The 11,754-nt window shown below is 44.7% G+C and carries 10 protein-coding genes; 5 read left to right on the top strand and 5 right to left on the bottom strand.

Annotation, left to right across the window (positions count from 1 at the left end; translation table 11 throughout):
* Position 1: 1 nt before the first annotated feature.
* Together QV747_RS08185 and QV747_RS08180 are read right to left on the bottom strand one after the other, a co-directional pair.
* The gene (locus QV747_RS08185; protein WP_273432018.1) at positions 2 to 736 is read right to left on the bottom strand and encodes a hypothetical protein; all 735 of its coding nucleotides are present in this window, start codon (positions 734 to 736) and stop codon (positions 2 to 4) included.
* A complete protein-coding gene (locus QV747_RS08180; protein ID WP_273432015.1) occupies positions 733 to 2,211 on the bottom strand; it encodes a hypothetical protein in 1,479 nt (492 codons plus the stop codon). The genes QV747_RS08185 and QV747_RS08180 overlap by 4 nt, the downstream gene beginning before the upstream one ends.
* A 109-nt stretch (positions 2,212 to 2,320) precedes the next feature.
* Here QV747_RS08180 and QV747_RS08175 point away from each other — a divergent pair, with 109 nt between their 5' ends.
* Positions 2,321 to 3,214 (top strand): WYL domain-containing protein, encoded by an 894-nt coding sequence (locus QV747_RS08175; protein ID WP_273432013.1) that lies wholly within the window; start codon positions 2,321 to 2,323, stop codon positions 3,212 to 3,214.
* Positions 3,215 to 3,681: 467 nt separating this feature from the next.
* Here the strand turns inward: QV747_RS08175 and QV747_RS08170 are convergent, their stop codons facing one another.
* From QV747_RS08170 to QV747_RS08160, 3 genes are all read right to left on the bottom strand, one after another.
* Positions 3,682 to 5,196, bottom strand: coding sequence for a TnsD family Tn7-like transposition protein (locus QV747_RS08170; protein WP_288791495.1), 1,515 nt, complete (start codon positions 5,194 to 5,196; stop codon positions 3,682 to 3,684).
* Between the two features lie 46 nt (positions 5,197 to 5,242).
* Positions 5,243 to 6,154, bottom strand: coding sequence for a TniQ family protein (locus QV747_RS08165; protein ID WP_273432117.1), 912 nt, complete (start codon positions 6,152 to 6,154; stop codon positions 5,243 to 5,245).
* Positions 6,155 to 6,338: 184 nt separating this feature from the next.
* Complete coding sequence (locus QV747_RS08160) at positions 6,339 to 6,725, bottom strand: helix-turn-helix domain-containing protein (RefSeq protein ID WP_273432119.1); 387 nt, start codon at positions 6,723 to 6,725, stop codon at positions 6,339 to 6,341.
* Here QV747_RS08160 and QV747_RS08155 point away from each other — a divergent pair.
* The 4 genes from QV747_RS08155 (at position 6,724) to QV747_RS08140 (ending at position 11,714) form a co-directional block, all read left to right on the top strand.
* On the top strand, positions 6,724 to 7,041 hold the full coding sequence (locus QV747_RS08155) for a DNA-binding protein (protein WP_273432121.1): 318 nt from the start codon (positions 6,724 to 6,726) through the stop codon (positions 7,039 to 7,041). The two genes, QV747_RS08160 and QV747_RS08155, sit on opposite strands and share 2 nt — an antisense overlap.
* Before the next feature lie 247 nt (positions 7,042 to 7,288).
* A complete protein-coding gene (locus QV747_RS08150) occupies positions 7,289 to 8,371 on the top strand; it encodes a hypothetical protein (RefSeq protein ID WP_273432122.1) in 1,083 nt (360 codons plus the stop codon).
* Positions 8,365 to 10,395: a hypothetical protein gene (locus tag QV747_RS08145; protein WP_273432124.1), complete on the top strand. Its 2,031-nt coding sequence runs from the start codon at positions 8,365 to 8,367 to the stop codon at positions 10,393 to 10,395. The genes QV747_RS08150 and QV747_RS08145 overlap by 7 nt, the downstream gene beginning before the upstream one ends.
* The gene (locus tag QV747_RS08140) at positions 10,392 to 11,714 is read left to right on the top strand and encodes a hypothetical protein (protein ID WP_273432126.1); all 1,323 of its coding nucleotides are present in this window, start codon (positions 10,392 to 10,394) and stop codon (positions 11,712 to 11,714) included. Before QV747_RS08145 ends, QV747_RS08140 begins: the two co-directional genes overlap by 4 nt.
* The last annotated feature ends 40 nt before the right edge of the window (positions 11,715 to 11,754 follow it).

Raw genomic sequence — 11,754 nt, 5'->3', positions numbered from 1 at the left:
ATTAGCCTCTGACTCCCGAGTTACCATCTTGAGCAATTTCGAAAAGACGCCGGAGAGTCAGGTCACGGAGCTGCACCTGTAAGCGGTGGGTTGGTGTGTAAGTCGCCATAGATTCGTCTGCAGATTCTCTATCAATTCGCACTAAACCGCCTGTCTCCATATGAGTGAGCGCGATATTAATAAGGCCTGTTATCGATGCAGGTGACGCACGTTGAGCGCCAGGTAACATTAGGGGTAAAGCGCAAATAAGTTGCCAGCCGTGAGATAGTTCTTCTGGAATATCTTTTTGGTCGCCCTCAAGCTCGGCATCTTTCAAGCGTCGAGCAAGCATCAGTAATGTATCGCGAAACTGTGCAAGGCTTGAGGGAGGTGCAATGAAACGGTCATCCTCCAAACCACTAGTAGTCGGATAAAACACCGCAGCTATTGCTACGTGAGCAAGGACGAGTCCCGCTTTTTGTTCGGGCTTAAGGTTGGCTCGTAAGTCGCCAATTCGCATCGCAAACTTACTATCGCGTGATGATGGCACAATCACTAGGCCTCGCTCGCTGAAATCGAGAACAGTCAGTTCAAGGCCTTCAGCAATATCAGCAACCATAGTTGAAAAGCTAGGCTCCGCCCTATAAAGGTCAAGAAGTTCACGGTATTGTGAGTCGTTAACTGGCGATAGCCCTGACTGTATAGCCTTATAGACGAGTCTCGAAGCATTGCGTGGCGTTAAGCCTAGTGCTGTCATAGTTTGTTCCCTTCAATTGGGGAAAAATGTAAATTTGAACCTTCAGCGATGTCCCGCTCAAATCGTCCCTCTGCTTCGGCGCGCATATAGGGAAAGAGTGTTTCTGCTTGAGAGAAACTTCTGAACATCATTAATACGAGGCAGCGTTGTTTGATGCGGTTAAAACCTTCAGCTTCTGCAATGACCAACAACTCATCGACACTGTATGTGCACGGCACCTTGAATTTATTTGTCACCCAAGCCTGCACATCATTGATAAGTGCAGGCGCAAACTGTTCGAGAGGAGGAACGAAAGGCTCAAGTTCACCTCCATCATCATCTGACTCTACTACTTCGATTCTGCGTTCTAATAACAGCCCAAAAATGGCATTTAACCCGTATACCTTGGGCCATTTGGCTGGATACATTCCACAAATTGCATCATCTGCTCGCTCAGTTAATACAGAGTTACTGAGTTTAAGCAGGTCCGGTAGAAGTCGGGTTTCTAAGTCTGGCAGTCCCGATGGACTACGTGCGCGGAAGAGAGCCCGCTGCGCGTGCAGAAACTTGTCTGGTGCTACGGTAATGTCACTAACAAGGTTTGAGCGAATTAAACTTGCCCCCTCCAAAGTCTTCAACAACTTTGCTAGGTCCTGTCGAGTTTTTGACTCTTCAGCGGACAACAAGGCTCCACGTACGGCTTCCGTCATTCGCTGGTCCTCCACCTGACGGGCAACAACATGAGTACGTGCATCTTGGAGTTTAGGTGCAACTTCTTTCGTCCAATTAACTGAACCAGGGGCACGAAAGGCTTGCATTAATCGGTCACGAATGAATTGTCGGTATTCAAGTGAAAGTGTGCGTGCCCGCTTTGCAAATTCTAGTGCTGCGTCGAAACGTCCTCGTTGAACAAGTAGGTCAAGCATCTTCTCCATCATTTCTTGAGCGTCTTCGGGCGCTAGGTCGAGCATGCCTAGATAAACGAGATAACCCTCCGCAGTTGGGCGATAACGATACACATCTTCTAGGTCGGGTTCGTAACTTACCAATCTGAAATTGATTGTCTTTGTTTCTCGAGCCGCTCCGTGGAAATAATCAAAGACAAATTCTCGGTAAGAGTTGCTCTTATTATCTAAAGTATCGAGGATAACTTCAGCTACTCGATGCGCCTGCACCTCCTTGAGACTTGGCTTCATCGCTTTAGCCACTTGCTTCAATCTATCGAGAAGCTCCTTAGAAGTGCTTCCCATCTGAATAGTTGTACCTTCCATCATCAGGTCTAACGCAGTGAGAACCAAATAATGTGTATCAATGTGCTTAAACAGTGGCTGAGGCCCGTCACTTTCCGTTCCGATACTGTGTTTATTGAGTTCAAGCTGGAAAAGTGGACGCAACAGGAGCAAGTTGCGTTGCTGCTTGGAGAGGTCCAGCAGTTCGATGATAGAGTCAGTGGAATCTATCATTGCTTGATGTGGCAAATCTGAGGATTGTTCCATTTCAAGTCTTGAAATCTTATTCGCGATTGGTTGTAAAAAACATCACCATTGCATTGTACGTATAAAAACTATACTCGTATAGTTTTTATATTCAAGTTAGACTGTGAATATGAAATCAAAGACAACTACACAAAACAGTTCATCAAGCAGTGCTTCACGGGGTTCTGCGCGTTGGAGTCAGGAGAGGCGACTTGAATTTATCGATTACCGCCTGAGGTGGGATGGGCACCTGAATCGGTCAGACCTCATAGATTTTTTTGGCATTTCCGTGCCTCAAGCTTCGCTAGACATAGCCAGATATACTGAACTTGCACCAGGCAACATCCACTATGATTCAAGTGCCCGTACATATTTAACGGGAGCTCAATTTGAAGCTCTTTACAACATAGATAACCCACAAAGATATTTGAATGACCTACTCATTGATGCGTCAGGCCTTTCTTCTGGCGGTGGAGTGTTTTTGGGGTGGGCACCACCTGTAGGCTTAATACCCATTCCAGTCAGAATAGTTTCAGCAGAGACCCTTGGTTGTTTGTTGCACGCAGTTAGAAATCAAGAAACAGTAGTTGTGAAGTACCAGTCACTTTCATCGGTAGATGCGGAAACTAGAACCCTGTCTCCACATTCTCTAGTATTTGATGGTTTTCGCTGGCATGTGAGAGCCTTCTGTCATTTACGACAGTCGTTCCGTGATTTTGTCATTTCACGAATTATCAGCATTGAGGCGGGAGTTGTATCTACTGTAACTATCCAAGATGACTTCGCATGGCATACCCAAGTGTCACTTGTAATTGCCCCCCACCCAGACTTACCAATAGAACAACGTAAAGTCATTGAGCTCGATTATGGCATGCAAAACAGTGAGGTGCGTCTAGATTGCCGACAGGCCTTGCTTTTCTATTTACTGAAACACCTAGGTTTTTCTGGCCGAGAAGCCACCACACCACAAGCTCAACAGATTATTTTAAAAAATGAGGATGAAGTTGCAAATTACCTTAAATAAATACAACCAAGATTAATCTCTGTAGATGCATTGAATAGAAGTCAGAACTTATTATTCATAAACCTTGCCGAAATTTAACCGAAATCATTAATAGAAGTAAACAATTGAAATGAAATTTTGATGATATTGGGTGTATTCAAGTTTGTTTATGGATTTATCAGTTGGCAAAGTCAAATGCAATACATGAAGCAGCGTGTTCCCTGCAAGCTGATAATTGGAGTACATATTTATCTCAGGTGAAAGCGTCCTACCAGATGTATAAAGATGAAGCTTGGGTGCCAATGGCAAAAAAGCACCCAGAGCCCATCAACATCATCACTGCTTTAGCTAACCTATCCGGCTCCGATATAACTATCGGTTGTCGTTGGCTACTTCCTATTATTGGATATCTGCCGCAATTTCATGCCAAAAACGCAAAACAACTCCTTGATTTTTCTGAGCACCTAGACACCAAACCTAATAGTTTTCTACCGCCGCCAAATCGCAGGCAAAACTTGTTGAAGCCACTCCCTGTCATTGTTGTAGAGCCACTGAAATCCATTACCAGGCAACAAACGTATTTGCTTAATGGGGAGCTCTGGGTGCGCAGCCAAAGTAGTTAGCAACTGAACGCGATGACTCTCCGTTTCTTTTGCTCGATGAGCACGAGTCCATTGCTCCTTAAGCGTTGGCCGCTGCGCCAAATAATCTTTAATATAGGCTCTGCGGATTGCCAAAGCTTTAGATATTTCACTTCGACTAACCCCCCGTTGAAGCATGTTACACAGCAGGCCTTCTCGTGATGTACCTACTATATGTGGTTGCCTAACACGTGCCACGCCATACCTACGATTCAAATGCGCGAGAGCTTCACTAGCGGGAATATTGAGCTGCTCGGCAACTGTAGTTACTGATGCCTGGGATTTTTCAATTAGGTTTACGAGTTTCGCGCTGCGGTCAGTCAATAACTTTTGAGCCCCTTGTATTCCATCATTCTCAATGACCGCGGAAACTGTCGTATATGTATCGAAAAACTCATCCGGCTCAGAAAAAAGGAAATTCATCAGAAGAATGTGTTTCGATGGGTGCCGTCGCCCTGCATACTTATGCAATAACCCGCTAAGGAATCCGCCATTCACACGGTCAGCACTATTGATAAAGCTAAAGGAAGGAAAATCGCCAAGCTGACCGCAATGTGCAATGAATGAGTCTTGCAAAACCTTCAAACGAAGTGACCCATCCAAGGCCAGCCACCCGCGTTGATTGGCCTGCATCAGATAGGCAAATCGCAAGAATGAATCAATCAATTGATTCCCTGCGCGCAGTTCTAACGCGTGGGTCCAAGTGACAAGACTCTTAAAGAGCCGACGCAGATTTGTTGAGACTTGCGGAACTGGATTTAATTGGATATCTGTTAACTCATGCTGCAACAGATACGCTTGAGAAGTATTGAGGAATTCATCCGACACCTGGCGCAACAAACAATCGTGCCGAACGCAAAAGCCGATTGTGGGCCACATATGTTTGGTTTGCCACCAAGAGACTGCGGACATGTCCAATTGCTCGGCCATGCAGTGAGGGCAAAAAAACAGTGCTGACCTAGTTGCTTGGCCTGCCTTTTGCAAGCCCAAGAATTTTTGAATTGGATTGCTGTTACCTATTGAAAGCTGGTAGGTAATTTTCGCCATTTCTGTTGACGACAAAAAAGGCGCGAAGAATCCAACAAGCGTACGCTGCTTAACCAGCTCATCAAGTGTACCCAACTGTTGTTGAGTGCAGGTTTGAAAATAGCGTAAATGATATGGAAATCCGGCGCCTAATCCGGCATCGGGATGACCAAATAATACCTGACTTGTAGAGTGGGGGTTTTGGTACCCATTCAAGCGATGATAACGAGCACACCAACTATATAGCGACTCTCCGCAAAACGGCTGAGGCTGGCAAGCACTCGACTCAGGAAAGCGAATTACTCCCGTAGCGGCGGCAGTTTCTTCGACGGCCACATTCCCCTCCTACACTCAAGTTATCCACTTCAGTATAAACATCAAATCAATTTAGATTTACGGGATTTCGACGGCCGGCTTGCTGGTAAAGCGCAGTCAGAGCTACCTCACTGGATTCATATAGCAGTGCCATTGCCAATGCATAAGCGTGCGTACGAGCGGAAACTGCGAGCACTGTGTTATCCAATGGCGTATATTTTTCATTAGCTTGCTTCATTTCGAGCTTAGGAAACAACTTTCTCAGCCATGAGATGGGCAAAACATCAACGGCATAATCACTTAAATATTGAGAAGTTGGACGTTGGCGCGTACTAAGTCCTTTAGCCATTGCAAGAGGTCGAACAATATTTCCAGCGTCAGATAGATTTATGCGTAATCGCCCACGAAGAAGAGCAACCATAATTTGCGAATAGCGCTTCAAAATAGGTTTGGATATTTCATTCACATCCGGCTCAGCAACAAGTTCGGAATCTCCAATCTGCGAAGGCAATTTAAGTATAAATGCGCTTTCATCACACGACCGGAGCGAAGTCCCGTGCTCTACGCACCAATCAACGCCTAATAGCTGATGCCGTCTCATCCAATAAGAGAAGCCCCATTGCGACTGCTGAAACTCAGCACATGCAGGGCAGAAATACGCGGCGGGCTTTTGCAATAGCCGCCAATTCCTGCGAATGACTGCTGGAGTATTGACTAAGCTGTGGAGCATACCAGCCTTATTGGAAGTCATAGCTAGCAAAGATGGTATTAACGAATGATTTTGGGCGAACTCTCTGTCATTCAAGTTGGCTGAACAAGCAAGTGCTTCAAAACGTCGAGAACCACCAGCGGGGGGATTAAATTGCTCAATAAGAGCGTTAATCGTGTCTTCTGATGTCGGAAATGTATTTAGAAGATGAATGCGCCCCCAATATCCGAGAATAAACTCATCAGGTAGCACTTTTGGAAAAATAGTCATGGAATTGCGCTGAGCTACTAGCTCAGTTTTGGTTGCTACAGGATATTTTTTTAAGGTAAACCATAGAGAGGATGGAATGTTATTTGGAGAGCAGCACCAAACCAGAGCAAAATTAGATGATAAACAAGAAAAAACCGTACCTATCTGCTAACAATACGAACCCATTTGGCGACCGCGACCACTCTCAGATTTTCGGCTGTAGCTGTGATTTGAAGAGTTGAAATAACGCGAAACGCGCTTCCGCACCAAAATAACCTTCGGGTTGCTGCATCACATACTTCTCTACTTCTTCAAATGCTAATCGTTCAATTCGGTACTGTTCATCACCACATAAATGCTTTGTGACTTGTGAATCTCCAAATAGTAATCGATGAAGGTCCACGCCTGCCTCTGCGGCTAAAGCCAGGTAACGCAACGTTGGGGAACTGACTTCCCTCTCATATTGACTTTGAGCCAAACGCTGTATCCCACATCGCTCAGCCAACGCTGCTTGACTTAGCTTCAATCGTTTTCGTTCGTTGGCAAGACGCACACCAAAACCACTTGCAATCTTAGGGCAGAACTCAGTCATGCATACAAAACCATACAATCATGGACAAAAAGAGAGGATTGCGCTACAATTGAACGCTAAAACCCTCAACAAAGAGGAAGCACCAGTGAATAGTATACAATTAAATACAGAAACTGTCAAGTTTGCACGCAAATACTTCGAGGCCAATGGGGTTTCCGTTGCAGAGTGGGCGCGTGCTAAAGGCTTCTCGGTAACCTTGGTGTACCAAATTCTTGAAGGAAGAAGAAAATGCCTCAGGGGGCAGAGCCATAAAATAGCCGTAGCTCTTGGCATTAAGCAATGCAATGCCACAAGCCTTCATGAGCCACAAGACTAGCGGCACCAAGCAATAAAAGAATGAAAATGATAAAGGAGGAATACAAAATGTAGACAAAAAAAAACCGGACTCACCTTTTGGCTTATCCGGCTTTATCTGTTGACACAAGAAATACTGCGAATTAGACAATCACAGTATCTCCAAGCTCAGCAGACAAGTCAAGGCCTCGTTGCATCTTTTTTCATGCCAAAACAGCAAGAAAGGATATGGCACGTCATGAACTTTGCTCGATATGGAGATAACCATCATGCAATTAGCTTCCTCATTGCCCCTACCACCCCTACCACCCCTACCTCAAGTTCCTTGGACTGAGGCGACAAACTCCTCTCAAGAGAAAAAAAATAGGGCTCAGCGTCGACCTAATGAAAAGCGGCTTAGGCTTATCATCAAACGGCAAGCAAATCAAACCTGGGAAGCTGACTACATACCTGCAATTTGTGCGGTTAGAGGTGAAGCGCCATCCATCTCTCACGCGACGACAATAATTTCAAAAAAAATCCATGGACGAGAAATTCACTTACTTTCCTCCGCGGAAGTATCTGCTGCCCTCCTAGGCCTTTATCACCCTGATGTTATTGGCCTCCAAGAACAGCGCGCATTTTCCTCTGGAGAGGCCCCACATCCACTGCACAATCTTAAATCAGGAACTCCAATTGGAACAAAACCACTAAAAGGAATTATTGATGTAGCAGAACGCCTTGACTATTTAGAACAACTTCCCTCAATCAAAGTTCAAGATAGTACCGGGGCCTCACGTAGTGTTATTTTCCCTTTTATAGGGGACTTGCTGTGGGCGATGCGCTCCAAAAACGGCCACCATTATTGCTTGAACTGGTCAGTTAAAGATAGCGAAGATGCTTTCAAACGACCATTAGAGAGTAAACGCTATACCACACCAAACGGGCAAATAACTGAAAAGGTTTTGATGCGACATGAAATTGAAAATTGCTATTACCAAGACGCTGGAATACGGACAGTTTTTTTGGCTTCTGAATTAATCGACAAAAATGTGGTAGCAAATCTGCGACAATTATTTCTGCACCATGCACGAAAAATTTCAATTTCACAGGAAGAACAAGATGAAATAACTGAACGTTTTCGAATGTGCATTGCAAGCGAAACTCCGGCCCATGAACTAATTGCCAAACTAATAGGGGCAGGAAAATATTCATTAGACGACTGTAGGAATATTCTATACCAAGCAATTTGGTTTCGTCACCTAAAGGTAAACCTCTTCGAACCAATTATAATTAACCGACCTCTAAAACCAGAGGAAAACGACATACTTGATGTATATGCTGACTGGTTTAAGGAGTCACGCTCATGTTAATTGGAACGCGACTAGTTGCACCGGATGGTTTTGGACCATTCACCAAGAATGAAGTATTTCATTTCTTAGTTAATCACGCTCCAACTAGTAGGGTTCTGCTAATTAAATTTAAGTGGAAAGGGAAAGGAACAGCTGGGACACAGCTAATTGCCTTAGAAAGGTCTGAATTTGAGGAGGCTGCTGTTCGAGGCTATGTTTTGCCAACTCCGCAACAGCCAAAATTACCTCCATGGCTTGAAGCACTGGAGGGAATAAATCTTGGGCTAAGGGATTCGCTGCGCCTACATGTAAAAAAAACTCATATAGAGAGAATTGAACAGCGATTATTAATAATTTCTAGCGCGATAAGTAACATTTCCACAATATTTGCATCAAAGGATATCGAAGCTACATTAAATCAATACGCCCGAAATGCCACCCCACCTCAAAATGAAACTCGATTTCGGCTTTGGGTACTGACATATTTATGTTTTGGCAGTAATTTTTGGTCATTACTACCAGCATTTCATTTAGCTGGACATTGGGATAGAAAGAAGTTTGCTGACAAGAAAATGGGGGCACCGTCTCTTGCGCATGGAACAAGATATGGCTATGGAATGTCAGTGGAAATGGCAGAGCGTTGTGATAAAGCGTATGTGAAATACATGGATTTAGGAAAAAGCATGCAATCAATTTATGAAGATGCCATGCGCAAAGAATTTGGATGCACCCCCTTTACGCAACCTTCCGGGATGAAGGTATATTCGCACCCAGAAGGCAAGCCATTTCCTACGCTCAGACAATTTCGCTACCAAATTGGCAAATCTTTTGGCTTAGGAAAAATCCAAAAAAACCGCTATGGCTCAACACGCCACCGAAGCAGGCTAGCTCCATCCTTAGGGAGTTATTCAGCCGATGTTGCCAATTTGGTGGAAAAAATAGAAGCCGATGGCTATTTCACCAAAGAGAGCCCTAAAGGCTATCTCGAAGGCAGCACTCTCGAACCATTATGTGTAGTTACTAGCCGTGACCAACTATCAGGGATGCTTCTCGGAATCGGTTTTTCATTTGGTTCCGAGCATGGTACTGCATACCGCATGATGCTGTTTAGCATGGCAGTCCCGAAGAATTTTTTTTGCAGCCTTTGGGGCTTGTCACTAGAAAAAGGGACTTGGCCATGTCAAGGTTTACCACCTCATTACAAAGTTGATAGAGGCCCCGGGTCTAGCTTGAACCTAGTAGACAAATCGGCAAAGCCCGTTATTAGAAATCTCGTGGAGTCATGGTCGGGCCAATCAAAAGCCACTATTGAATCCTCACATCCACGCAGCGTGAAACTCCAAGGACAACCAACTTACCACACGAGCAATTACACTCCAATCGATTTATGCCGGCGCGAAATCATCAGACTAATTACTAAAAACCAAGTAGCCGATATGTCCGCACGAATAGAGATTGATAGAGAATTGGCATTTGTTCCCCCTACTCCAGAAGCAATTTGGAACCACTATGACTCCAGATTCAGAAACTCTGCAATCCCAATCAGCATAGATGACGCAGTAAGAGCATTTCTTACCCCGGTAACGGTCAAAGCAAGCAAAAAAGGGGTATTCCTAGATGGCCGGCGATATGACTCTAAAGAACTAAGAGCATGCGGCCTCCTTGACCGCCTCGCTCAAGCAGGGCAACAGGAAGTAGCCATACAAGGTTACATATTAGACCTGTGCATCAGACATATCTGGATTGAGGTAGACCACCAAATATTGCAACTGGCCGCAACGCTGAAGATTCGTGAAGACCCAGAACTTTTATACATGTCATTCATGGAGCTTGGACAGTGGAATGAGGCAAGAGCTCAAGTGAACTCTGCATTCAGAGTTCATAAGTCGGCGGTCACCACTGAATACATTGAACAATTCGAATCGCAGACTGGCATGAAGTGGCAAGAGGGCAAGCGTCGATATGGCCGTGCAAAGAAAAATGAATGCCGACGCCAAGAGGTACAAGACGTTCAGCAACATACTGTAAAGCGTAAAGAATTATGATTAATACGGAGGCAGAAAACCCATGGGTCGAGCGGTTTACTCCATATCTGTCGAAGGATGAAATACGGAAAAAGGTTGAGCGCCGCCCTCGCCCTTTGATGGATTTCGACAAATTAAAACCCACTCAATCGAGTAAAGAATTCAACAAAAGGCTTGAAGAGGTATTTTTTCCCAGCACACAATGTATTGCAATTTTGTCCGAATGGTTGGGTTTAGCAATAGACCACTCTCAAAATCATTATCAGGGACGAAGAGAGTTTATGGTTACAGTCTATGGACAAGATGTTCCATTCCCAGACTTCAGCTACCCAATCTGTCTCACCGGATTAGCGGGTGTTGGGAAGAGCCAAGTACTGAAAGCCATAAAGCGCCTTATGCCTTCCAGTGGAACATTCACGGGGCTTGATAACACGCTATTCCGACTAGAAAGCAATCGAATATTAACTATTCAGGCTAAGGCTTCGGCAATTGATGTATTTTATTTACTGACAGGACAACGAATCGCGTCAAACAAATTAGCAGAAGTGGCGCGAAAACATGCCTACAGAGATGGCTTATCATTCTTGGGCGTTGATGAATTCCAGTTCCTCACGCAAAGTGACAAAGCAAACACAAGGCTTGTTCAGTTATTAATGCTGTTTGGATATATAGGCCTCCCTGTAGTTTATATTTCGAATTTCAGTATGCTATACAAGCTCCTTGAGAGAAACCAGGAAGACCGACAACGCTTATTAGGAACTATAAGGGGACTTTTCCCGGAAGCTCCAGACAGTAAGGACTGGGCGACTCTATTAGATTGGCACAAGAAAATAGCCCCAGATGTTTTTGAGTTCGATGCATGGTCTGACGCAGCGGCCATCCATCAATTAACTGGGGGTATTACTCGCGCGGAAAACAAATTGCTTAGTATTGCCTTCCATCGCGCCATGGAAAATGGACGTGGGGTGGGGGTACAAGAGCTTGAATCCGCATATAAGTCGAGAGACTTTGCCGTCTACCGTACAGATATTGAGCTTCTGGCGAAGATACCTTATTCGTCCAGTTTACAAAAAAAGCACAAAGACCTCTGGTGCCCGCTAGAAATACAACACACAAGTCCAATTGAAACATTCTCAGTGCAACGTCAGGACTGTGTAAATGCGGCGGCACTCCAAGCCTCATTGAATAGCACAGAGAAAAAAGCGCTAAAAGAACAAACACCAAAACCCCTAAGAAAGTCCAAGCCTCAACCTTCTAAAAATGAGCCCACAGACAGTAGCAAATCATATGCACAACAACTTAAAGAAAACACAGCTTGGTTTGAGAAAATATCCAAGTAGGAGCAATTGCGTTGCTAGGCTTGCATTACTGTCGCAGGAT

This window comes from uncultured Chitinibacter sp. (assembly GCF_945957625.1).
GTDB lineage: Bacteria > Pseudomonadota > Gammaproteobacteria > Burkholderiales > Chitinibacteraceae > Chitinibacter > Chitinibacter tainanensis.
Note: the sequence above shows the minus strand (reverse complement) of the source record. Positions and strands in the feature narration are given on the sequence as shown.

Excerpts from the sequence above, each read along its gene's own strand:
- QV747_RS08165 (WP_273432117.1), bottom strand. The coding sequence starts at position 6,154 with ATGACTATTTTTCCAAAAGTGCTACCTGATGAGTTTATTCTCGGATAT.
- QV747_RS08140 (WP_273432126.1), top strand. The coding sequence starts at position 10,392 with ATGATTAATACGGAGGCAGAAAACCCATGGGTCGAGCGGTTTACTCCA.
- QV747_RS08155 (WP_273432121.1), top strand. The coding sequence starts at position 6,724 with ATGCATACAAAACCATACAATCATGGACAAAAAGAGAGGATTGCGCTA.
- QV747_RS08185 (WP_273432018.1), bottom strand. The coding sequence starts at position 736 with ATGACAGCACTAGGCTTAACGCCACGCAATGCTTCGAGACTCGTCTAT.
- QV747_RS08145 (WP_273432124.1), top strand. The coding sequence starts at position 8,365 with ATGTTAATTGGAACGCGACTAGTTGCACCGGATGGTTTTGGACCATTC.
- QV747_RS08150 (WP_273432122.1), top strand. The coding sequence starts at position 7,289 with ATGCAATTAGCTTCCTCATTGCCCCTACCACCCCTACCACCCCTACCT.
- QV747_RS08180 (WP_273432015.1), bottom strand. The coding sequence starts at position 2,211 with ATGGAACAATCCTCAGATTTGCCACATCAAGCAATGATAGATTCCACT.
- QV747_RS08175 (WP_273432013.1), top strand. The coding sequence starts at position 2,321 with ATGAAATCAAAGACAACTACACAAAACAGTTCATCAAGCAGTGCTTCA.
- QV747_RS08160 (WP_273432119.1), bottom strand. The coding sequence starts at position 6,725 with ATGACTGAGTTCTGCCCTAAGATTGCAAGTGGTTTTGGTGTGCGTCTT.